The 22,028-nt window shown below is 72.6% G+C and carries 16 protein-coding genes; 5 read left to right on the top strand and 11 right to left on the bottom strand.

Annotation, left to right across the window (positions count from 1 at the left end):
• Nucleotides 1-41: 41 nt before the first annotated feature.
• Complete coding sequence (locus ACYVG5_RS00860; RefSeq protein ID WP_222045111.1) at nt 42-1,112, bottom strand: 2Fe-2S iron-sulfur cluster-binding protein; 1,071 nt, start codon at nt 1,110-1,112, stop codon at nt 42-44.
• A 127-nt stretch (nt 1,113-1,239) separates the two neighbouring features.
• Nucleotides 1,240-2,895: a ferritin family protein gene (locus ACYVG5_RS00855; RefSeq protein WP_222045109.1), complete on the bottom strand. Its 1,656-nt coding sequence runs from the start codon at nt 2,893-2,895 to the stop codon at nt 1,240-1,242.
• Between the two features lie 324 nt (nt 2,896-3,219).
• On the opposite strand from ACYVG5_RS00855, the gene ACYVG5_RS00850 reads away from it, so the two are divergent.
• Nucleotides 3,220-5,082 carry an AAA-type ATPase lid domain-containing protein gene (locus ACYVG5_RS00850; protein WP_222045107.1) on the top strand — a complete coding sequence of 621 codons (1,863 nt, stop codon included), beginning with the start codon at nt 3,220-3,222 and terminating at the stop codon, nt 5,080-5,082.
• Between the two features lie 79 nt (nt 5,083-5,161).
• Here ACYVG5_RS00850 and ACYVG5_RS00845 read toward each other — a convergent pair whose 3' ends face one another.
• Nucleotides 5,162-6,031 carry a tryptophan 2,3-dioxygenase gene (locus ACYVG5_RS00845; RefSeq protein ID WP_460682893.1) on the bottom strand — a complete coding sequence of 290 codons (870 nt, stop codon included), beginning with the start codon at nt 6,029-6,031 and terminating at the stop codon, nt 5,162-5,164.
• Nucleotides 6,032-6,272: 241 nt separating this feature from the next.
• Between ACYVG5_RS00845 and ACYVG5_RS00840 the strand changes: the two genes are divergently transcribed.
• From ACYVG5_RS00840 to ACYVG5_RS00830, 3 genes are read left to right on the top strand one after another with little or no spacing between them, the layout of a single operon-like run.
• Nucleotides 6,273-8,504: a hypothetical protein gene (locus ACYVG5_RS00840; protein WP_222045105.1), complete on the top strand. Its 2,232-nt coding sequence runs from the start codon at nt 6,273-6,275 to the stop codon at nt 8,502-8,504.
• 56 nt (nt 8,505-8,560) lie between these two features.
• Nucleotides 8,561-9,892 carry a M20 family metallopeptidase gene (locus ACYVG5_RS00835; protein WP_222045102.1) on the top strand — a complete coding sequence of 444 codons (1,332 nt, stop codon included), beginning with the start codon at nt 8,561-8,563 and terminating at the stop codon, nt 9,890-9,892.
• A complete protein-coding gene (locus tag ACYVG5_RS00830; RefSeq protein WP_222045100.1) occupies nt 9,889-12,285 on the top strand; it encodes a penicillin acylase family protein in 2,397 nt (798 codons plus the stop codon). The genes ACYVG5_RS00835 and ACYVG5_RS00830 overlap by 4 nt, the downstream gene beginning before the upstream one ends.
• On the opposite strand, the gene ACYVG5_RS00825 is transcribed toward ACYVG5_RS00830, so the two are convergent.
• The 6 genes from ACYVG5_RS00825 to ACYVG5_RS00800 form a co-directional block, all read right to left on the bottom strand.
• Nucleotides 12,254-12,400 carry a hypothetical protein gene (locus ACYVG5_RS00825; RefSeq protein WP_222045098.1) on the bottom strand — a complete coding sequence of 49 codons (147 nt, stop codon included), beginning with the start codon at nt 12,398-12,400 and terminating at the stop codon, nt 12,254-12,256. The two genes, ACYVG5_RS00830 and ACYVG5_RS00825, sit on opposite strands and share 32 nt — an antisense overlap.
• Nucleotides 12,397-13,311, bottom strand: coding sequence for an alpha/beta fold hydrolase (locus tag ACYVG5_RS00820; RefSeq protein WP_222045096.1), 915 nt, complete (start codon nt 13,309-13,311; stop codon nt 12,397-12,399). Before ACYVG5_RS00820 ends, ACYVG5_RS00825 begins: the two co-directional genes overlap by 4 nt.
• Before the next feature lie 72 nt (nt 13,312-13,383).
• Nucleotides 13,384-13,983 (bottom strand): class I SAM-dependent methyltransferase, encoded by a 600-nt coding sequence (locus tag ACYVG5_RS00815; protein WP_222045451.1) that lies wholly within the window; start codon nt 13,981-13,983, stop codon nt 13,384-13,386.
• A 172-nt stretch (nt 13,984-14,155) separates the two neighbouring features.
• Entirely contained in the window at nt 14,156-15,673 is a 1,518-nt protein-coding gene (locus ACYVG5_RS00810) for an HNH endonuclease signature motif containing protein (protein WP_460682892.1), read from the bottom strand.
• Nucleotides 15,674-15,831: 158 nt separating this feature from the next.
• Nucleotides 15,832-16,860: an Atu2307/SP_0267 family LLM class monooxygenase gene (locus tag ACYVG5_RS00805; RefSeq protein WP_222045094.1), complete on the bottom strand. Its 1,029-nt coding sequence runs from the start codon at nt 16,858-16,860 to the stop codon at nt 15,832-15,834.
• A gap of 52 nt (nt 16,861-16,912) precedes the next feature.
• Complete coding sequence (locus ACYVG5_RS00800; RefSeq protein WP_222045092.1) at nt 16,913-18,559, bottom strand: FAD-dependent monooxygenase; 1,647 nt, start codon at nt 18,557-18,559, stop codon at nt 16,913-16,915.
• 97 nt (nt 18,560-18,656) lie between these two features.
• Here ACYVG5_RS00800 and ACYVG5_RS00795 point away from each other — a divergent pair, with 97 nt between their 5' ends.
• Nucleotides 18,657-19,589 carry a LysR family transcriptional regulator gene (locus ACYVG5_RS00795; RefSeq protein ID WP_222045090.1) on the top strand — a complete coding sequence of 311 codons (933 nt, stop codon included), beginning with the start codon at nt 18,657-18,659 and terminating at the stop codon, nt 19,587-19,589.
• A gap of 46 nt (nt 19,590-19,635) precedes the next feature.
• Here ACYVG5_RS00795 and ACYVG5_RS00790 read toward each other — a convergent pair whose 3' ends face one another.
• Together ACYVG5_RS00790 and ACYVG5_RS00785 are read right to left on the bottom strand one after the other, a co-directional pair.
• Nucleotides 19,636-20,394 (bottom strand): SDR family NAD(P)-dependent oxidoreductase, encoded by a 759-nt coding sequence (locus tag ACYVG5_RS00790; RefSeq protein ID WP_222045088.1) that lies wholly within the window; start codon nt 20,392-20,394, stop codon nt 19,636-19,638.
• 91 nt (nt 20,395-20,485) lie between these two features.
• Nucleotides 20,486-22,003, bottom strand: a complete 1,518-nt coding sequence (locus ACYVG5_RS00785) for a uracil-xanthine permease family protein (RefSeq protein ID WP_222045086.1) — start codon at nt 22,001-22,003, stop codon at nt 20,486-20,488.
• Nucleotides 22,004-22,028 lie beyond the last annotated feature (25 nt).

Here is a 22,028-nt window from a genome sequence, read left to right as displayed (position 1 = left end):
CGGAGGCCGACGGGCAGCGCCGTCGGACGGGGCACGGCAGGTCAGCTCGCCGTGGAGGTGGTGAACTTGTCGTAGAAGACCTGCTCCTGCGGAACGCTGCGGCGGTCCAGCAGCGCGAGGGCCGCGTCGACCATCGGCGGCGGCCCGCACAGGTAGCAGTCGCTGTCGGCGAGATCGCCCTCCCGCCGGTCCACCACGTCGGTGATCAGCCCCAGCTCGGACGTCTGCCCGCGGGCGGCGAGCTCCTCGACGGAGGCGTCCTCCGCCGCGCTCGGATCCGACAGCGCCGGGACGAACGTGAAGTGCGGCAGCCGCGCGGACAGGCCGGCCAGCTCCTCGAAGTGGAAGAGGTCCCGGGCGGTGCGGGCGCCGTAGTAGAAGACGATCTCCCGCTGGCTCTCCTGGGCCGCCAGCTGCCGCAGCAGGGACAGGATCGGCGCCATCCCGGCGCCGCCGCCGATGCACACGATCTTGCGGTCGGACTTCTCGCGGAGGGTGAAGGAGCCGTACGGGCCGATCAGCTGCAGGCTGTGCCCGACCTGGAGGACGCCGTCGAGCAGCCCGGAGAAGTGCCCGCCCGGGTACTTCTTGATGATGAACTGCACCCGATCGGCGGACTGGTCGGGCAACGTGGCCATCGAGAAGGAGCGGTGCTCCGTGGTTCCGGGGATGGTCAGGTCGGCGTACTGCCCGGGCTTGAACTCGAACGGGGCGTCCGGCCGCACCGCCAGCGACACGATGTCGTGGGTGAGTTCGTCCAGCTCGACGACGGTGGCGGTCAGCGTCTGGATCGGCACCGCGTTGCGCAGCGCCTCCTCGTCGAAGTTGATCAGCTCGACGGTGAGGTCGCTGTAGGCCCGCGTCTTGCACAGCAGCACGTAGCCCTCGTCGGACTCGAAGTCCGGCAGCGCGAAGGTGGAGTAGCGGTCCATCTCGACGTCGCCGTCGAGCAGGAAGGACTTGCAGGCCGAGCACTGCCCCTCCCGGCACCCGTGCATGAGCATGATCCCCTGCCGGAAGGCCGCGTCGAGGACCGTCTCGTCCTCGGTGACCTCCATCTCCAGGTCGACCGGTTCGAACTGCACCCGGTGCTTCTTGGGCGTCTCGCCCATGGCTGGCTCCCGTCCTGACAGGTGGGGTGGGAAGGGCACGGTGGGAACAGCGGTGGGAGGGATCGCGGCGGCAGAGGTAGCTGAGGACCCCTGCCGCCGCGATCCGGTCCGCGGGTGGCGCCGTGCGTCAGGCGGCCGGAGCAGGCGCCGGGCGCCCGGCGGGGCCGCCGGCGGTGTAGGCCGCGACCGCGGCCTCCCGGTCGGCGTCGCTCATCTCGTTGAGCAGCACGTTGGGGCTCTGGAAGTTGATGCCGCGGACGTCGTCGAGCGTCCACAGCTTCTTGGGGTCGTCCAGGTCCAGGTGCGGCTGCGGGATCAGAGTCTTCCCGTCGTCGCGGACGTAGCCGAGGTCGAGGATCACCTGGGCCAGGTCCTTGTCGTGGTGCAGCGTCTCCCACTCCCGGTGGCCGGTGAGCCGGCCCATGTTCGGGGTGGGGCGCCCCTCGTACTCCGGCCGGAACGCCTTGATGTCGGTCCAGGCGCAGGTCTCGGAGCAGTAGGTCTTCCAGGTCCCGTCGACCTTCTCGGTCACCATGTCCTCACGGATGAGGCAGGGCACCATGCAGGTCCAGCATCGGTGCGGGTACTGGTAGTCGACGTCCTCGAAGGCGATCGGCTTGTTCCGGCCCGGGTGCTTGAGGCGGTTGTAGTTCTCCCACCACTTGCCGTACTTGTTGTACCAACCCGGGTACTTGTACTCGAACCAGTCGAAGTCCTCGTCGGTCATCGGGTCGATCCGCCAGTAGTTCACCGGCCACCCGGTGGCGAAGAACTGCGCCACCTCGTGCACGTAGCCCTTGTTCCAGATCCTGTTCCAGGCCTCCTCGACGAGGTCGTGCGGGATCTTCAGGCCGTACTTCTCCAGCGGGATCAGGTAGCTGCGGTAGTAGTCGTCGTAGATCCACCGCCGCCACATCTCCGCGTAGCTGTCCCGGTCCTTGCGGCGGTCCTTGGTGCCGTACTCGATGAACGTGCCGATCGCGGCGTCGACCACGCAGTGGTTGTTCCACCAGGCGTAGCGCAGGTCCCGCTCCAGCAGCACCCGGTTGTCCTCGTCGGCCAGGGCCATCAGCAGGATCGAGTAGCCGTTGGAGATGTGCCGGGACTCGTCGGACTGCACGGAGTGGAACACCGTCGGGAGCAGGTAGTCCCCGTTGGCCGCGGCCTCCGAGGGCATGGCGACGAACAGCGTGTTGGTGAACGCGGTCTCGGCCACGACGGTCAGGTAGATGTTCGCCGCGGTGATCGCGTCACCGGTGATGAACCCCTCGCCGAACTGGCGCCCGATCGTGCCGGCGTAGTTGTTGGCGAAGGCCTTCTCGCTCATGTCGAAGCCGGCCGGGTCGATGTAGTGGTTCATGTACAGGCGCTTGAGGTTCATCTGGATCGTCGAGTGCCGGACCTCGTCGATCATCTGGACCGCCAGCCCGTTGTGGATCTCCGGGTTGGGCACCGCGTCGATGGCCATCGGCATCGCCCGGGCCGCCGAAATCTCCGGGAACGGGATGATGGACAGGAAGAGCTTCTGCCACTCCATCCAGCGTTCCTGCACCTGCCGGAACATGTTCCCGCGGATGGCGCCGTCCATGGCCCCGAAGACGCGGTTGTCCTTCTCCTCCTCCATCGGGAAGTAGGAGCGCAGGATCTGCTTGAGGGGGTCCTTCTTCGGCGCCTTGTCGAAGTTGTAGTCGGTGCCGAATCGGGTCGCCGGAGTGGCGAACGTCGGCTCCCACGAGAGCTCGGTGATCTTCTTGTGGGCTTTGCTGAGACTCTGCCTGCTCAAGGACGCCTCCGAGGTCCGGGCCCGGGTCGGAAGACGCGGGCGGTGACGAGGGCGGTCGGTGACCGCCTGCAGACCAGGTCCGTCCCGGGGGTCCGGGGCCGTCGGGAAACCGGCCTGCTTCGTCGTGACCCGGACTAGACCGCCTGCGACACCTGCCACGTGTCCCAATTTGGGACGAACCGTCCGGGCGCCCCACGGGGGTTGCGCCGCGGACTAGCGTCCGTGCCGGGTGATCTAGGACACACAACCAGCAGTGGTGCCCCCGTCGATCCGGGCCACCACTGCTGGCCGACAGCAGGTCGACGACGACGGAGCGCCTCCGACATGAGGGTTGGTTCACGAGCGGGAAGGCGGCCGGCGCAGCAGCAGCGCCGGCTGGCCGAGGCACGGTCACGGTTCCTGTCCGCCGACGAGGTCGCCGGAGGCGCGGTGCGGGAGACGATCCTGGCGTCCTGGCGGCGGAGCCAGTCGCTGGAGGTGGCCGCCGACCGCCTGCCGGCACAGCAGGTGCGGGTCTGGGATCGCGAGGACCCGCTGCTCGCTGCCGCAGGGCCGGTGCTGAGGCAACTGGGCGAGCAGCTGGCCGACGAGCCGGTCAGCGTGCTGCTCACCGACGCCGCCGGGACGGTGCTGCGGCGGGCGGACAACGACGCCGCGATCGGCCGCTACCTGGACGCGGTGGCCCTGGCCCCCGGCTTCAGCTACGCCGAGTCGGCCGTGGGCACCAACGGCATCGGGACCGCGCTGGCCGAACGCCGGCCCACCTGGGTCGACGGCTTCGAGCACTACGCCGATCACCTCGAGCGGCTGTCCTGCGCGGGAGCGCCGATCCACCACCCGGTGAGCGGCGAGCTGGTGGGTGCCCTGGACCTCACCTCGTGGTCCGACGGATCGAGCGGGCTGATGCTCGCCCTGGCCACCTCCACCGTCGAGCGGATCGAGAAGGGCATGCTGGGCCGGCTGGGTCAGGCCGACCTGACCCTGTTCCGCGAGTACCTGCACGCCTGCCGGCACAGCCCGGGCATCGTGCTCGCCCTGGACCGCAACGTCGTCATGCTCAACGGCGCCGCCCGCCGTTCGCTGTCCGCAGCCGATCAGAGCGCTCTGGTCGAGCGGGCCACGGACATGCTGGGCACCACTCTCGCCGGGACGGTCGTCGCCGGGCTGCCGTCGGGGGTCAGCGCCCGGATGAGCTACCGGCCGATCGCCGGGCGCCGGGAAGTGGCCGGCGGCATCTTCGTGGTCTCGCTCGCCGCTCACCCGCGCCCGTCCGCCGGACCGCAGACCGGCCCGGCCGGCGCCGTCCGGGGACAGTCCGTGAGCCGCCCACGGTCGGAGCCGCGACTGCGCGGGATCGTCGGGTCGAGCGCAGCCTGGCAGCGCTGCGTCTCGGCGACCCTGGAGTGCCGCCGGGCCGGCGAGTGGCTGGTGCTGCGCGGGGAGGCCGGCACCGGGAAACGCACCCTGCTGGCCGCCGTGCAACAGCACGCCGAGCCCGCCGGGCACTTCCGGGCCCTCGACGGCGCCCAGGTCGGCGCGGACCCCGACCGCGTCGACGCCTTCCTCGACGTGGTCGCCGACGAGCTCGGCCGGGACCTCGGGACGCTGGCCGTCACGCACGCCGACCGGATGCCACCGGACGCGCTGCACGCCCTCGGCGAGGTGCTGCAGCAGCACGCCGACGACGCCGGGCAGCGCGGGTCGGTGTGGGTGGCGCTGACCGTCGGCGACGGCGAGCAGCCCACGGAGCTGGCCGGCTGCCTGCTGCCGCACTTCCCGCACACCCTCGAGGTGCCCTCGCTGCGGCACCACAGCGACGACGTCCCCGAGTTGGTGACGGCGCTGCTGGAGCAGCTGTCCCGCGACCACCGGCTGACGTTCGACTTCGGCGCCCTGCAGCAGCTGAGCCGGGCGACCTGGCCGGGCAACGTGACCCAGCTGCGCAAGGTGCTCGCCGAGGTGGTGGCCCGCCGCCGGACCGGGCTGGTCACCGCGGCCGACCTACCACCGGAGACCCGGTCGGCGGTGCGCCGCCGGCTGAGCCCCCTGGAGTCGCTCGAGCGGGACGCCATCGTCCGGAGCCTGGCCGCGCACGCGGGCAGCAAGCCGCTGGCCAGCGCGGAACTGGGGATGTCCCGCTCGTCGATCTACCGGAAGATCCGGGACTACGGCATCACGGATCTCTGATCCGTGGGCCCAGGTGCCACGGACCGGAGCATGCCCGCCGGGCCGGAGCGCCGACGCCGGAACGCCGGCGAGGGGCTGCTCAGGCCCCGATCTCCGTCCGCACCGCGTACAGCTCCGGGAAGAACGTGAGGCCCAGCGCCCGCTGCAGGAAGCCCACCCCGGACGATCCACCCGTGCCGGTCTTGACCCCGATGGTGCGGCGCACGGTCAGCAGGTGGCGGAACCGCCACAGCTGGAAGTTGTCCTCCAGGTCCACGAGGCTCTCGCAGGCCTCGTAGATCGCCCACGGCGTGTCGGTGGACTCGTAGACCTGCCGGAACACCGGCACCAGCGCCGGCTGGAACGTCCAGGGCTCCCGCACGTCCCGCTCGAGGACGCCGGCGGGGACATCCAGGCCCCGACGCGCCAGGAACCGCAGGAACTCGTCGTACAGGGTCGGGGACTCCAGGAGCTCCCCCAGCACCCTGGCGGCGTCGCACTCGTGCTCGAACATCGTCAGCACGGCGGCGTCCTTGTTGCCGAGGATGAACTCCACGGCCCGGTACTGGGCGGACTGGAAGCCCGATGCGCTGCCCAGCGACCCGCGGAACTCGGCGTACTCCCGCGGGGTCAGCGTGGCCAGCACCGACCACTGCTCGGTCAGCGTCCGCTGGATGTTCTTGACCCGGGCCAGACACTTCAGCGCCGGAGCCAGCCCGTCGGCACCGAGGGACCGGCGGGCGCCGCGCAGCTCGTGCAGCATCAGCTTGAGCCACAGCTCGCTCGTCTGGTGCTGGACGATGAACAGCAGCTCGTCGTGGTGCTCCGGGCTGCTGCGGGGATGCTGCGCCGCGAGCAGCCGGTCCAGGTCGAGGTAGTCGCCGTAGCTCATGGTGCCGCTCAGGTCGGTGACCATCGAGTTCTCGATCGGCCGGACCGCCCTGTCGGGCTCCTGCTCGGGTGGCGCCACGCCTGCGAACCTAGCCCGTCGTCCGTACCCCGTCCGGGTGCCGGCGCTCCCGGAGGTGCTCCGACACCGGCCAGCGCGATCTAGGCTGCCCGGACGCCTTCGAGGCGTCCGGGCACAGCCATGGCCGGGTCCAGAGACGTGAGAGTCGATACGGGGATGTCGTGACTACGCCCACCGCACAGCAGCAGCCCGAGGCGCATGGAGAGCCGGCACGCCTCACCGCCGACGGAGGACGAATCTAGTGCCGACCCCGGAGGAGCGCACGTCGACCGCCGGGCGGCGGCCGGCGACGCGACGCGTGGTGGTGGTCGTGGCGGCGCTGGCGGCGATCGCCGTGGCCGTGACCGGAGTTTCCACGCTCGTCGCCGCGCGGGAACCGGCCGCCCCGCCGTACTCCGACATGGTCGCCACGATCAACAGCGACCGGTCGGTCAGCGAGTTCGACGGGACCGACGCGCTGGGCGCCGGGGTCGACGGTCTCGAGGCCGGCGAGATCGACATCGTCTGGACGCCGGAGAACATCGACCTGATGGAGTCCGCGGGGTTCGGCCCGCTCAGCTTCCGGCTGCGGACCGAGCTCGGCGTGAAGGCCTGGCACTGGAACCCCGAGGGCACCTGGAGCGATCCGCAGAACGAGCAGGGGTACTGGGTCTCGAGCTCCACGTCCACCAAGGATCACGGGGTCAGCTACGGGTACGACCTCCCACGGCGCGGGCACACCATCGACCAGGCGAAGAACGACGGCTACTCCCGGCTCACCGACGGCGACGAGTCGACCTTCTGGAAGTCCAACCCGTACCTCGATCCGCACTTCACGGGCGAGAGCGACACCGAGTACCCGCAGTGGATGATGCTCGCCTATCCGCGCGGCCCCGTTCCGGTGGACACCCTGAAGGTGTCCTGGGGCGAGCCCTACGCGCAGGCGATCAAGGTCCAGTACTGGGTCGGCGAGGGCGGCGCCATCTACCCCGCGGCCCCGGACGGGCAATGGCTCGACTTCCCCACGTCGGAGTTCTCCGCCGCTGGGGGCGAGGAGACGTTCGTCCTCGCCCCGGAGCCCGTCTCGGTGCAGTACGTACGCGTGCAGCTCACGGGCGCTTCCGGAACCGGCCCGGCGGATTCCCGGGACATCCGGGACCGGCTCGGTTACGCCGTGCGCGAGGTGTCGCTCGGTGAGACGGCGAACGGCGGGTTCCAGGACCAGGTCGTCCACGTGCCCTCCCAGGAGCAGACCATCACGTACACCTCGTCGACGGATCCGTGGCACCGCGCCGGCGACATCGACGGCAACTACGAGCACGCCAGCCTGGACCGCGTGTTCGAGAGCGGGCTGACGTCCGGCAAACCGCTCCTGGCCGCCGTCCCGGTGCTCTACGGGGTCCCGGAGGACGCGGCCGCGCTGCTGCGCTACGTCCGCAGCCGCAACTATCCGGTCGAGCAGATCGAGATGGGTGAGGAGCCGGACGGGCAGCTGGCCCAGCCCGAGCACTACGCCGCGCTCTACGGACAGGTGGCCGACGCCCTGAAGGAGGTGGACCCGGACATCCAGCTCGGCGGGCCCGGCTACCAGACCACGCTGCCGGACTGGATCCACTGGCCGGACGAGGACGGCGTCAAGTCGTGGACCGGACGATTCGTCTCGCACCTGCGCGAGCACGACCGGATGGCGGACTTCAACTTCTTCTCGTTCGAGTGGTACCCGTTCGACGACGTCTGCGCCGACACTGCCCAGCCGCTGCAGGACAATCCCCGGCTGCTCGCGGACATCCTGCGCAAGCAGGAGGAGGCGGGCCTGCCGCCGGAGATCCCGACGGTCATCACCGAGCTCGGCTACTCGGCGTTCGCGGGGCAGCCGGAGGTCGAGCTGGCCGGGGCCATCCTGAACACCGAGACGACGGCGAAGTTCCTGGAGCTGGGGGGCGACACCGTCTACTTCTACGGGCTCGAGCCGAACTGGGTGTTCCAGGAGGACGAGGGCAGACCCTGCGACACCTGGGGCAACCTCATGCTCTGGCAGTTCTACGACGAGTGGGAGACGCGCCCCGTCGCTGCCTTCCACGGGGCGCACCTGGTCAACACGGTCTGGGTCCAGCCCGGCGACGGCACACACGAGGTCCTGGCGACCGAGGTGGCCAGCACGGCAACCGGCCAGGGCGACCCGGCGGTCACTGCCTACGCGTTGCGACGTCCCGACGGGCGCCTGTCGGTGCTGATGTTCAACAAGGACCCCCAGCAGTCGACCTCCGTGCGGCTGGAGACTCTCGAGGGTGCCGAACGCGAGGTCGTCACCGGATCGGTCGACGTCGCCCAGTACTCGGGACTGCAGTACCAGTGGGACCCGACGCAGGGCACGGACTCGCGCGGTAGGCCGTCCAGGAACGACCCACCGTTCCGCGAGACGCTCGAGGCCGCCGAGGGGGCCGTCGTCGACCTGCCGCCCTCCTCGATCACCGTGGTGACGATGGCGGAGTAGCTCCGCGGGCGGCGGGCGCCCCTGCGGGAGCGCCCGCCGTCCAGTACAACCGCCTCATGACCGCGGACCCTTCCGTTCCCCGCCCCCCGGACACCCAGCACCTCGAGGCGCTGCGGGCCGCGACCGACCGGGCCGCCGAGCTCGCCGCGCCGCTGTCCTCGCCGCGCGCCGGCGCAGCCGAGAACCTGCTGGCCCGGGCCGAGCAGACGATCGAGGCGGCCGCCGAGGACCTGCTCGGCCTCAGCCACGACCTGCACGCCCACCCCGAGGAGGGCTACGCCGAGCACCGGTCGGTGCGGGCCGTGGCCGACCTGCTGGCCCGCCACGGCCTCGACGCCGAGGTCGGGGTGCACGGCCTGGAAACCGCACTGCGGGCCCGGACCGGGCGCGGCGGGCCGACGGTGGCGGTGCTCGCCGAGTACGACGCCCTGCCGGGCATCGGGCACGGCTGCGGGCACAACGTCATCTGCTCGGCCGCCGTGGGGGCCTTCCTCGGCCTGCACGCCGTGCTGTCCGGCGGCGAGGTGGGCGGAACGGCGGTGCTGCTGGGCACCCCGGCCGAGGAGGGCGGCGGCGGCAAGGAGGTGATGGCCCGCGACGGGGCCTTCGACGGCATCGACGCGGTGGTGATGCTGCACCCCTTCTCCTACGACGCCGCGGTCCAGCCGTTCCTCGGCCGACGTCAGCTGCGGGTCACCTACACCGGCATCGCCGCGCACGCCTCGGCCCAGCCGTTCATGGGCCGCAACGCGCTGGACGCCGTCGTGGCCGGGTACCAGGGCATCGCGATGCTGCGCCAGCACGTCCCCGACACCGACCGGGTGCACGGCGTCATCACCGACGGCGGGCAGCGGCCCAACGTCGTCCCGGACACCGCGGCCGCGCTGTACTACGTGCGGTCGGCGACCCCCGAGACGCTGACCGACCTGTGCCGCCGGGTGGAGGCGATCGTGGTGGCCGCGGCCGCGATGACCGGCTGCGGGTACGAGCTGGCGTGGGACGAGGAACCCGCCTACCTGCCCATCCGCGCCAACCTGGAGCTCGCCGCCCGCTGGACCCGGCACCAGGCCCGGCGCGGGCGCAGCGCGCTCCCGCCGGGGGTGACGCCGGCGTCGCTGGCCGGGTCGACCGACCTCGGCAACGTGAGCGTGCGCACGCCGTCCATCCACCCGATGATCGCCATCGCCGGGCCCGAGACGTCGATGCACACCACCGGCTTCGCCGCGGCGGCCGCCTCCCCGGCCGGTGACCGGGCCGTGCTCGACGGCGCGGTCGGTCTGGCGCTCACGGCTCTCGACGTGCTGGCCGATCCCGCGGTGCTCGCCGCGGCAAGGGCCGAGTTCGAGGCGGCCGGCGGGGTGCTCGACGTGGCGGAGATGCTGCGATGACCGACGCACCCGGGGCGCCGGCCGTCGGAGAGCAGGAGTACGTGGTCGACGGGCTGGGCGACGACGTCGAGATCATCGTGGACACCTGGGGCGTCCCGCACGTCTACGCGAGCTCTCGGGACGACGTGTACCTGGCCCAGGGCTTCAACGCTGCTCGCGACCGGCTCTTCCAGATCGACCTGTGGCGACGCCGCGGCAACGGGCTGCTGAGCGAGGTGTTCGGGCCGGCCTTCGTGGAGCAGGACCGGGCCGGCCGGCTCCTGCGGTACCGCGGGGACATGCGCGCCGAGTGGCTGGCCTACGGCACGGCCACCCGGCGGGTCGTGACCGCCTACACCCGCGGCGTCAACGCCTACGTGCGCTGGGTGCTGGAGCATCCGGAGCACCTGCCGCCGGAGTTCGGCGTGTACGGCCACTCCCCCGCACTGTGGGAGCCCGAGGACGTGGTCCGCTTCCGCACCCACGGCCTGTTCGCCAACGCCGAGCACGAACTGGCCCGCGCGACGACCGTGCGCGACTTCGGGCCGGAGATCGATGCGGTGCGGCGCGTCCGGGAGCCGGCGGACCCGCTCGTCCTGCCCGACGGCACGGCGCTCGCCGAGCTGTCCGACGAGGTGCTGCGGGTGTACCGGCTGGCCTTCTCCCCGGTCGACCTCACCGGCGCCCCGCGGCCAGGGGCCTGGCAGGAGTCGCTCGGCGGCAGCAACAACTGGGTCGTCTCCGGCTCGCGCACGTCGACCGGGCGCCCGATCCTGGCCGACGATCCGCACCGGATGGTCACCTTGCCCTCGCTGCGCTACCTCGCCCACCTCGAGGCTCCTGGGATGAGCGTGATCGGTGCGGGCGAGCCCGGGTTGCCGGGGATCTCGATCGGACACAACGAGAAGGTCGCCTTCGGGCTCACCATCTGGCCCGCCGACCACGAGGACCTCTACGTCTACGAACTGCACCCCGACGATCCGTTCCGGTACCGCTACGGCGAGGGCTGGGAGTTCCTCACCCGGGAGACCGACACGGTCGCGGTCGCCGGCGCCGCGCCGGTGGAGGTCGAGCTGCTGTTCACCCGGCACGGCCCGGTGATCCACCACGATCCGGCCCGGGGCTTCGCCGTCGCCCTGCGCGCCGTGTGGCTGGAGCCCGGCATGTCGCCGTACCTGGCCAGCCTCGAGTACCAGACCGCCGCCACCGCCGACGAGTTCGTCCAGGCGCTGGGCCGGTGGGGCGCCCCGGGGGTGAACCAGATCTACGCCAGCGTGGACGGCGACATCGGCTGGCAGGCCAGCGCGCTCGTCCCGCGCCGCGTCGGGTACGACGGCAGCGTGCCGGTCCCCGGCGACGGGCGGTACGACTGGAACGGCTTCGCCCTCGCCGACGAGCTGCCCGGGGTGCGCAACCCGGCGTCGGGCTGGTTCGCCACGGCCAACCAGATGAACCTGCCCGCCGACCGGGACCCCTCGCTCCCGTTCACCTACGACTGGTACTCCCCCGCCCGGTACGAGCGGCTGTCCGCCTGGCTCGATTCCACCGCAGCGGTGAGCGTCGAGGACAGCCTGGCGATGCAGTGGGACTGCGTCAGCGTGCACGCCCGGCGGGTCTGCTCGGTGCTCGCCGTAGTCGACGCCGGCGCCGTCCGGGACGCCGACGTGCTCCGGACCCTGCAGCGCTGGGACGGCGCCGAGACCGTCGACTCGATGGAGGCGCTGGTCTTCGAGATCTGGCTGCGCCGGCACCTGCGCCCCTGGCTGGTGGCCGGCCTGCTGGAGCGGGAGGGTGTGCCCGAGGAGCAGCGGGCTCGGGCGACCGCCGCCCTGGAGCGGGACGAGTCGATGGACTCCGACCTGCGCGGGGACCTGAGGATGCTCGCCGCCTACGACCCGGACTCCCCGGCCGACGTCGCGGAGCTCACGACCGGCGTCGACAGCACCCTGCGGGCGGCCCTCGAGGAGATCGAGGCGATGCTGGGCGGCGACCGCTCCGCCTGGCAGTGGGGTGCGGTGCACCACACCCGGCTGGTGAACGGCGCGCTCGCCTCGGCCGGCGACGTGCCACCCGGCTGGGTCGAGGTGGGGCCGGCGCCGCGCGCGGGCAGCGGCGACACGGTGGGCCTGACCGGCTACGGACCGGACTTCCGGCAGACGATGGGCTCGACCTTCCGGATGGTGATCGACGTCGGCGAGTGGGACCTCAGCCGGGCGGTCAACTCGCCGGGCCAGTCCGGCGACCCGCGCTCCCCGCACTACACCGACCTGTTCGACACCTGGGCGGCAGGCGGCAGTTTCCCACTGGTCTACAGCCGTGCAGCTGTCGAGGCGAACGTGGGCAGCCGCATCCGGCTGCGTCCGGCGAGCCCGGACGGGACCGTCAGCCGTCGGCAGCGGCCGGGTCAGGGGTGAACTGCCCCCGGGCCGGCTCCACCATGGCCGTGACCTCCTCGTCGCTCGTCGTCCCGCTGGCCAGCGCCACCGTGCTCCCGGAGCACGCGCAGGTGGGCCGGCACTCGAGGGTCATGCGTTGGCACGGCCATGGTGGTCGAGCAGCGCGGCGAGGGTCTCGGCGGGGAGTTCCTCGGGCAGGAAGTGGCCGCAGTCCAGAGCGGCGCCGGTGACGTCGTCGGCCCAGTCGCGCCACACCGCCAGGGTGTCGTACCAGGCGGGCAGCGCCCCCCGGGCGCCCCACAGCACCTGGAGCGGCGCGGCGATGCGCCGCCCGGCGGCCCGGTCCTCCTCGTCCAGCGCCCGGTCGGGACCGGCGCCGGCCCGGTAGTCCTCGCACATGGCGTGCACGACCGCGGGGTCCCGGACGGCGCGGACGTAGTCGGCGACCGCTGCGGGCCGGAAGCCGCGGATGGCACGTCCGAACCCGCCGCCGAAGAAGAACTGCTCGGGGTCGTACCCGATCAGGGTCTCCGGCAGCGGGGCCGGCTGGGCGAGGAAGGCCCAGTGCCAGTAGCCGAGGGCGAAGCGGGCGTCGGCCCGGGCCCACACCTCCGCGGTCGGGACGATGTCGAGAACGGTGAGCCGGCGGACGGCGTCCGGGGAGTCCAGCGCCATGCGGTAGGCGACCCGGCCTCCGCGGTCGTGCCCGGCGACGTCGAACCGGTCGAACCCGAGCCGGCGCATCAGGGCGAGCCCGTCGGCGGCCATCGCCCGCTTGCCGTAGGTCTCGTGCCCGGGCACCGTCGGCGGCGCCGAGCTGCCGCCGTACCCGCGCAGGTCGGACGCGACGACGGTGAACGCCGCGGCCAGTCCGGCGGCGACCTCGCCCCACATCGCCGAGGTCTGCGGATAGCCGTGCAGCAGGAGCAGCGGCGGGCCGGAGCCGCCCACCCGGACCCGGAGTGCCGCGTCCGCCACCTGCTGCAGGGACAGCTCGAAGCCGGCGAAGGCCGGGTCGGGATCGGGTACCGGTTCCGGGAACATCAGCGGCTCCGTCTCGTGGTCGGGGGATGAGCGCGCCGATCGTCCCCCGCCTCGGGGCCGCGCTGCATCGGATCAGCGCCGGCGTTGCACCCGCAACACGGTGTCGTGGGTGTGCGGGGTGGCGGCGGGGGCAGCGGCGGTTCGCGGGCGGGTCTCGTCGACCAGGACGATCCAGTCGTCGCCGAGGAGGTCGGCGATGTCCGCGGGCTGGTAGAAGTCGCGGAAGTCGACACCGGGCTCGTGGCCCGGGGTCAGATCGGCGAGGTCGTAACCGACGACGAGCAGGGTGCCGCCGGGGGCGACGACGTCGAGCAGGCCGCGCAGCGTGGCGTGGTCCGGCCGGCGCGCCAGCGGGTAGTACTGCGCGGACACGAGGTCGAACGGGCCGGCCGGCGGTGGCGTGGTGGTCAGGTCCGCACAGGTCCAGGCAACGCGATCCGCGACGTCCGGACCCGCGCCGGCGCGTTCCAGGGCGACGCGGGAGATGTCGACCGCGGTGACCTGCCAGCCCCGTCGGGCCAGCCACAACGCGTCGGCGCCTTCACCGCAGCCCACGTCGAGCGCGTGCCCGGGGGGCAGGTCGGCGACCTCGGTGACGAGCACCCCGTTCGGGTTGCCGCTGAAGAGCTGCTCCTGGCTGCGGTACCGGTCGTCCCAGAACTGCGCGTCCATCGTTCCTGCCTCGCTCGTCGGATCCAGGTGGGGTCCCACCGCCGGCACCGGGTGGAAGCCAGGCCGGCGGCAGCACTTCCCCGGCAACCTGCCCCGACGGCGGCCTGGATGGCAATCCTCGTTGCCGGGAACGCACCAGGCGGGCGGCGCGGCGCGGGAACCACCCCGACCGCTAGAAGGGCGGCGGGTCGTCGTCGGGTCCGGGTGGTCCGCCGTTCCGGACCGGGAGGAGGTTCTCGGGCAGCCCGAGGCCCGGTGGCCGGGTGGTGCGGGTGATCCCGGAGGGGGTGGTGACCGACAGGACCCCGTCGGGGGTCATGGTGAACCGCCAGCCGGGTGCGTGGGTCTTGAGCCGGTGGTGCCGGCGGCACAGGCAACAGAGATTCGCGCAGTCGGTCGACCCACCCGCCCCGTGGGGCACGACGTGGTCCAGGTCGGTGCGCGCGGCCGGTCGGCGGCAGCCGGGATGCCGGCAGGTCCGGTCCCGGGCCCGCACGAACCGGCGCTGCCCCGGGGTCGGCACGTAGCGGTCGACCGACGGTGGCCGGTCCAGCACCGCACAGCCACAGTCGGTCGGAGGCGATCCGGAAGCTCGGGGGTGAGCGGGGCAGCCGCGGCGGGCCAGCCGGGCCAGCTCCCCCCGGGTCACCGTCGCGCGCAACGCCCCGGTGTCCGGGTCGGTCAGGTTGATGTCCAGCACGCCCCCGGCCGGGGCCTGCAGCCCACCGGGGCAGACCGCGTCCAGCTGCCCGAGCAGCTCCCGCAACTGCCCGCCGGTGATCGGCACCCCCTCCACCGACGCCGCATCGGCGTCAGTGGGCGCGGTCACGGCGCGGGTCGGCGCCGCGGCCGGCCCCGGGTCAGGATCCGACCGATTCCGTAGCACCGGCAACGGCGCCAGCACGGTCACGTGCGCGGTCACCGGCGGGCGCGAGACATCCCACGGGCGCAGCACCAGATCGGCCAGGACCAGCGCCCGCAGCTGACCGATCGGCCGCACGTCACCGTCGCCCTTCAGCATCCGGGCATACCCGTCGATGGTTTCCCGGCACGCCGTCGCCACCGGCGCCGGCATGTCCGCCACCAGCTGCGCCAGACCGTCCGGCAACGACCGGACGGTCACATCCGCGAGGCGCTCCGCCTTCTTCCGTCGCCGGTCGGCCGCCCCGGCGTCCACCGCGATCAACGCCGCCGCCACCCGCTCCGCCAATCGCCTCGGCGTGTCCCCCGCCACCGCCCAGCCCAACGCCTGCGCCTCCACCTCGGCGACCACGCCCGGATCCACCGCCCCGCCAGCCGCCGTCGACTGCCCGGCCAGCGCCCGCACGATCGCGTTCGCCCGCGACGGGTCGACCAGCCCGTCCGCCAGCGCGCCCCAGGTGGCCGGCAACTCGTGCACCAACGCCACCGAGCGCTCTGCCAACGTCACCGCCGCCGCCCGCGACGACCGCGTCACCATCGCCAGCTCGTCGGCGAAGAACTCACTCACCCCCACCGGCGCACGATCCGGCAGCCAGCCGTCCACCCCGTGCCCCGGCCGGTCGCCGGTCAGGTCCGTCTGCGCCGGGCGGCGGCGCGCGAACTCCGCCACCAGCCCCGCCTCGTACGCCGCCAGCTGCGCCCGCAGATCCGCGACCGACCCCAGCTCCGCCACCAGCCCGGCATCGTCGAAGCCACGAGGGTCCAACACCTCGGCCAGCCGAGACCGCCGTCGCCGTCCCGCAGGCACCGGAGAGGCAGGCGACACCGTCACCGCCACCCCGAACCCACCGGCCTCGAACACGCCCTCACGTTATGGGAGCGGTACGACATTTCCGGACGAACCGGCCGGTCGGACGAACCGGCCGGTCAGAGTCCGGCGACCGTCGGCGCGACCTCGGTTCCGAGCAACTCGATGCCGCGCAGCAGGTCGTCGTGGGCCAGCCGCGGGTTGGTCATCTGCAGGGAGATCCGGTCGACCCCGCCGAGCTGCTCGGAGACCCGGGCGATCTTTGCGGCCACGGTGTCCGGGTCACCCATGAAGAAGGCCCCGTCGGGACCCGAGGTGGCGTCGAACTGGGCGCGCGACGGCGGGGAGAACCCCCGCTCCCGGGACACCTTGGTGAACATCTCGTGCCAGCCCGGGTAGATGGCGTCCGATGCGGCCTGGGTGCTCTCGCCGACGAACCCGAACACGTGCAGCCCGACCTTGAGCTCCTCGGGAGCGTGCCCGGCCTGCGCCCCGGCCCGGCGGTACAGGTCGACCAGCGGTGCGAACTGCCGCGGCTCACCGCCGATGATCGCCACCATGAGCGGCAGGCCGAGCAGGCCGGCGCGGGCAAAGGACTCGGGGCTGCCGCCGACGCCCACCCAGATCGGCAGCGGGTCCTGCACCGGCCGCGGGTAGACGCCCTGCCCGGTGAGCGACGGGCGGTGCCGGCCGGACCAGGTCACCCGCTCGGACTCCCGGATGCGGAGCAGCAGGTCGAGCTTCTCGGTGAACAGCGTGTCGTAGTCGCCCAGCGACAGTCCGAACAGCGGGAATGCCTCGGTGAACGAGCCACGCCCGACGACCAGGTCGATCCGCCCCTTGGCGATCAGGTCGAGCGTGGCGAACTCCTGGAACACCCGCACCGGGTCGGCGGCGCTGAGCACGGTCACCGCGCTGCCCAACCGGATCCGGGACGTCCGGGCCGCCGCGGCCGCCAGGATGACCGCCGGTGCGGAGTCGTAGTACTCGCTGCGGTGGTGCTCCCCGATGCCGAAGGAGTACAGGCCGACCCGGTCGGCCAGCGCGATCTCCTCCAGCAGGTGCTCCATCCGCTCCTGCGCTCCGATGACGCGTTCCGAGGCGGGGTCGGTCACCGCCGAGACGAAGCTGTCGACGCCGAGGTGCATGGACCGTCCTCCAGGGTTGCGCCGGCCGGACCGGCATCGGTAGAGCGTTCAATCACCAGTGAACCAGGTGACCTGCCCGGCCGAGCAGTGCCCCGAGCACCCGCGGCAGCGTCGGCCCGTCCCCGCCGGCGGCCCCCGGCGAACGCCAGGCGACGAACCCGTCGGGCCGGACCAGCACCGCGCCCGCGGCAGTGATCCCGTGGGCGGCAGGGAACACGCCCTGCGGGTCGGCCACGTCGGTGTCCGGTCCGATGACGTGCACGGCCACGGGCACGCCGATCCGGACGGCTGCCTGCTCGCCCTCGGCGCACCAGGCCGTGCCATCGGGGCCCACGAGCAGGGTGAAGGAGACCCCGTAGAGGTCGAGACTCGAGATCGGGGCACCGTCGCGGAGCAGCGGGACGTGCGGCGCCCGGGTGCCCGGACGTCCGCCGGCCGTCCGCGGGTCGCCGACGACATCCCGGTCGGCGTCGTCCTCGACCGCGACCGCCGCGGAGGAGTAGCGGTACCCGATCTCCATGCTGACGTCGTCCACCACGGCGGCGACGTCGGGCTCCATCAGCTCGGGGGTGGTCCGGCGCCGGTACCGGGTGTGCGCCTGGTCGATGGTCAGCCGGCCCACCGGCCGCCGCTCCGCGTCGTAGGTGGCCAGCAGGCCGTCGCCGGCGGAACCCTGCACGGCGAGGGCGAGCTTCCAGGCCAGGTTGTGCGCGTCCTGGATGCCGGTGTTGCCGCCGTACCCACCGTTGGGCGGAACGACGTGGGCGGCGTCCCCGACCAGGAAGACGCGGCCGTCCCGGTAGCGCTCGGCCACGTCTGCCCGGGCCTGCCAGGGCGCCACGTCCAGCACCTCCACGTCGAGGTCCGGCACCCCGATCGCGGCACGGAGGATGCCGGCCGCGCCCTCGGTGGTGAGCCCCGCCGTCACGTCGAGGGCGCCCGGCCGGGTCGGGTCGCCGAGGGTGTTCACCGCCAGGAAGCCACCGGTGCCGGTCCGCTCGAACCGGAAGAAGCCGCGGACGGCGGGATTGCTGACGTAGATCACCCCGAGATCGGTGTCGGCGAGCAGGCCCCGGCAGTCCGCCCGGAAGTAGATCGTCGCGCTGTCGGACAGCCAGCCGTGGCCCTCCATCCCGATGCCCAGCTGGGCGCGGATCGGGCTGCGCCACCCATCGGCGGCGACGAGGTACCGGGCACGCACGGTCTGCTCGGCCCCGGTGGCCCGGTCGCGGACCACCGCGGTCACCCCGTCGGCGTCCTGGGTGAGGAGCCGGCCCTCGGTGCCGTACCGCAACTCCGCGCCGGAGCGCTCCGCCGCCTGGCGTAGCACCGGCTCCAGCGCCTGCTGGGCCACGAACAGCCGCCGCGACGGGCTGAGTTCCTCGACTCCCGCGTTGAGGTCGGCGATGTAGGACGCGATCTCGCCACCCGCCAGCGTCTCGACGGCGTTCACCCCGCCGTTGGGGAAGAAGTGCGCCGCCGACATCTCCCGGACCGGGTCCTCGAGGCCCACGGAACGGAGGAGTTCGAGGGTGCGCAGGTGGAAGTGCCCGGCCCGCGGGTGGATGGCGGTGCCGTCGTGCCGCTCCACCACCAACGGGGTCACCCCGTGGGAGGTCAGGAAGACGGCGGTGGCCAACCCGACCATGCTGCCGCCGATGACGAGGACGGGGACCTCCTGGACCGGGCTGTTCGACATGCAGCGGACGCTAGGTGCGGACGATGACATTGGACAAGCAAGTGCTGTCAATGCTCGGCATTGCCATCAGTGATGTCGACGGGCCAGGATCCGCTCCGTGCAGCTGAGCTCGGTCGACCTCAACGTCCTGGTGGCCCTCGATGCGCTGCTGGCCGAGCGCAGCGTCACCCGGGCCGCGCGCCGGGTCGGGCTGAGCCAGCCGGGGATGAGCAACGCGCTGGCCCGGCTGCGCCGGATGTTCGACGACCCCCTGCTGGTGCGCGAGGGCGCGGCGTCGGTGCTCACCCCGCGGGCGGAGACGCTGGTCCACCCGGTCCGCGAGGCCCTCGCCCTGCTGCAGCATGCGCTCGACGAGCGGCTGGGCTTCGACCCGTCGACCGACCCCTGCACCTACCGGATCAGCTGCTCCGACTACAGCGTGCTCATGCTCATCGGGCCGCTGGTCCGGACGCTCCGACGGCGCGCGCCGTACGTGCGGATCGAGGTCCTCCCCCGGGCGCTGGACCCGGTCGGGCTGCTGCGGAACGGACGCGCGGACCTGGTCATCGAACCGACCGCGGTCATGGCCGGGGCGGCGCTCCCGCACCAGCCGCTCTTCGAGGACTCCTGGCTGTGCTGCGTCTGGGCCGGGAGCGAGCGGGTGGGGAACGCCGTCACCGAGGCGCAGTACCTGGAGCTGGGCCACGTCGTCTACTCGATGGGCGCCGGCCACCCGGTCTCGCTCGCCGACGTCCACCTGGGCCGGCTCGGCGCCGCGCGCCAGGTGGACGTCACCGTCGAGAGCTTCCTGCTCGCCCCCTACGTCCTGCAGGGCACCGACCTGATGACCGTCGTCCCGGCACGGGCCGCGTCCCACCTGTCGCGGACCGCGGAGCTCCGCTTCCTCGCCCCACCCGTCGCCGTCCCCCCGTTCGTGGAGGCGCAGTGGTGGCACCCCCGGAACACGGCCGACCCGGCGCACGCCTGGGTCCGGTCCCAGCTGGCCGGGATCGCCCACGAGGTCGCCGGCGGCAGCGCACCGGCGGGCTGATCCCTCCCCGGGGCCCGGCGCGCGGACGGTGCGCGCCCCGGCCCGGTCAGCGCTCCTGGTCGGTGGGTCGGACGAGCACCTCGTTGACCGCCACGTGCGGCGGCTGCGTCACCAGGTAGAGCACGGCCCGGGCGATGTCCTCGGCCTGCAGCGTGCGCATGTCCGCCGCCGTCCGCGCCGCGGCCGCCTTCGCATCGGGCTGGGTGATGTGGCTGGTCAGCTCGGTGGCCACCGCGCCCGGCTCGACCAGCCCGATGCGCACCCCGCGACCGGTGACCTCCTGGCGCAACGACTCGCTGAAGGCGTTGACCGCCCACTTGCTGGCGTTGTAGACGCCGGCCCCCTTGCGGGCCGTCCGGCCGGCCACGCTGGAGATGTTGACGATGTCGCCCGATCCCTGCGCGACCATGCCGTCGATGGCGGCGTGGGTGGTGTACATCAGCCCGAGGACGTTGGTGGAGATCATCCGGCGCCAGTCGTCGGTGTCGGCACCGACGATGGTGCCCAGCAGCATCACCCCGGCGTTGTTGACCAGGACGTCGAGCCCGCCGAGTTCCTCCCGGGTGCGGGCCACCGCTGAGGTGCACGCCTGCTCGTCGGTGACATCGAGGTCGAGGGTCACGACCCGGGCGCCACGGTCGGACAGCGTGGCCGACAGCGCGTCCAGCCGGTCGCGCCGCCGGGCGCCGATCGCGACCGCCGCACCCGCCTCGGCCAGCGCGATCGCCGTGGCCGCACCGATGCCCGACGATGCTCCGGTGACCAGGGCGACCTTGCCGGTCAGGGGCTGGCTGCGCTCCGTCATGCGTTCCTCCTCCGCGGGCCGCCGGGTGCGGCCCCCGTGCCCCGTGCCCCGATCCCGCGCCCGGCACGCGTCAGCGGCCACGCCGGTCGGGTCAGGACCGCTGGGCGCCGCGGTCGACGTCGGAGGGATCGGCGCTGCCCGGGTCACCGCCGTCGACCCGGTGACCACCGCCGTCGACCCGGTGACCACCGCCATCGACCCGGTGACCACCGCCATCGACCCGGTGACCACCGGTGGCGTCCAGGGCCGGGCCGGTGCCGGCATCGAAGCCGCTCTCGGCGCTGAGCGCGGCCTGCATGTCCGCCGGTGCGAGCACCTTGGCCAGGTGCCACCCGGCGACCGCGACGATCGAGCCCAGCGCGATGCCGCCGAGTGAGTACTCGTCCGTGAACACCAGGTTGACGTTGCCGATGCCGATGATGATCCCGGCGGCCAGCGGCACCAGGTTGATCGGGTTGGCGAAGTCGACCCGGTTCTCCTTCCAGATCTTCGCGCCGAGCAGGCCGATCATCCCGTAGAGGATCACCGTGATGCCCCCGAGCACCCCGCCTGGAATGATGTTGATCAACGCGCCGAACTTCGGGCACAGCCCGAGCAGGATCGCGACGATCGCGGCGACGTAGTAGGCCGCGGTGGAGTAGACCCGGGTGGCGGCCATGACGCCGATGTTCTCCGCGTAGGTGGTGGTCGGCGAGCCCCCGACAGCCGTGGCGACCACGGTGCCGACCCCGTCGGCGAAGATCGCGCGGCCCATGACCGGGTCGAGGTCCCGCTTCGTCATCGCCGCGACCGCCTTGACGTGCCCGGCGTTCTCCGCGACCAGCGCGATGACGGCGGGCAGCACCAGCAGCGAGTAGTTCACCGAGAACGAGGGGAAGGTGAGTTCCGGCAGGCCCACCCAGTCGGCCTGGGCGACCGCGCCGAAGTCGATCCGGTCCCGGGTGACGACCGCGCCGGTGCCGTCGGGTGAGGTGATCGGCCCGGCCAGGACGTCGAGCAGGAGCGACAGCAGGTAGCCGAAGACCAGGCCGAGCAGGATCGAGACGCGGGCCCAGAAGCCGCGCAGCAGGAGGGAGGCGACGATGACGAAGACCATGGTGGCCAGGCCGACCCACTGGTCCTGCGGCCAGTAGGTGTTGGCCACCACCGGCGCGAGGTTGAACCCGATGATGATGATGACCGCGCCGGTGACCGCCGGGGGCAGGACGGCGTTGACCACCCGGGGCCCCAGCACGTGGATCAGCGCGCCGACCACGGCCAGCACGACACCGGACACCAGGATCGCGCCGACGACGTCACTGTCGTCCCCGCCGGCGGCGCGGACCGCCAGCACCCCGCCGACGAAGGCCGCGGACGTGCCCAGGTAGCTCGGCACCTGCCCCTTGACGATCAGCAGGAACAGGATCGTGGCGATCCCGCTCATCATGATCGCCAGGTTGGCGTCCAGCCCCATGATCAGCGGGAAGACGAAGGTCGCCCCGAACATCGCCACCACGTGCTGGGCACCGATGCCGACGGTGCGCGGCCAGGACAGCCGTTCGTCGGGGGCGACGGCCTCGCCCAGCGGCGGCGTGCTGCCGTCCCCGTAGAGCTTCCACCCGAACGTCATGGGTCCTCCTCGGAACCAACCACCG

Source organism: Modestobacter lapidis (assembly GCF_054780755.1).
The sequence above is the reverse complement of the archived record's forward strand: the minus strand, read 5'-3'. Positions and strand labels throughout refer to the sequence as shown.

Bases quoted from the DNA above. Each gene is read 5' to 3' on its own strand.
- ACYVG5_RS00860 (WP_222045111.1), bottom strand. From the start codon at position 1,112: ATGGGCGAGACGCCCAAGAAGCACCGGGTGCAGTTCGAACCGGTCGAC.
- ACYVG5_RS00850 (WP_222045107.1), top strand. From the start codon at position 3,220: ATGAGGGTTGGTTCACGAGCGGGAAGGCGGCCGGCGCAGCAGCAGCGC.
- ACYVG5_RS00835 (WP_222045102.1), top strand. From the start codon at position 8,561: ATGACCGCGGACCCTTCCGTTCCCCGCCCCCCGGACACCCAGCACCTC.
- ACYVG5_RS00830 (WP_222045100.1), top strand. From the start codon at position 9,889: ATGACCGACGCACCCGGGGCGCCGGCCGTCGGAGAGCAGGAGTACGTG.
- ACYVG5_RS00825 (WP_222045098.1), bottom strand. From the start codon at position 12,400: ATGACCCTCGAGTGCCGGCCCACCTGCGCGTGCTCCGGGAGCACGGTG.
- ACYVG5_RS00820 (WP_222045096.1), bottom strand. From the start codon at position 13,311: ATGTTCCCGGAACCGGTACCCGATCCCGACCCGGCCTTCGCCGGCTTC.
- ACYVG5_RS00815 (WP_222045451.1), bottom strand. From the start codon at position 13,983: ATGGACGCGCAGTTCTGGGACGACCGGTACCGCAGCCAGGAGCAGCTC.
- ACYVG5_RS00805 (WP_222045094.1), bottom strand. From the start codon at position 16,860: ATGCACCTCGGCGTCGACAGCTTCGTCTCGGCGGTGACCGACCCCGCC.
- ACYVG5_RS00800 (WP_222045092.1), bottom strand. From the start codon at position 18,559: ATGTCGAACAGCCCGGTCCAGGAGGTCCCCGTCCTCGTCATCGGCGGC.
- ACYVG5_RS00790 (WP_222045088.1), bottom strand. From the start codon at position 20,394: ATGACGGAGCGCAGCCAGCCCCTGACCGGCAAGGTCGCCCTGGTCACC.
- ACYVG5_RS00785 (WP_222045086.1), bottom strand. From the start codon at position 22,003: ATGACGTTCGGGTGGAAGCTCTACGGGGACGGCAGCACGCCGCCGCTG.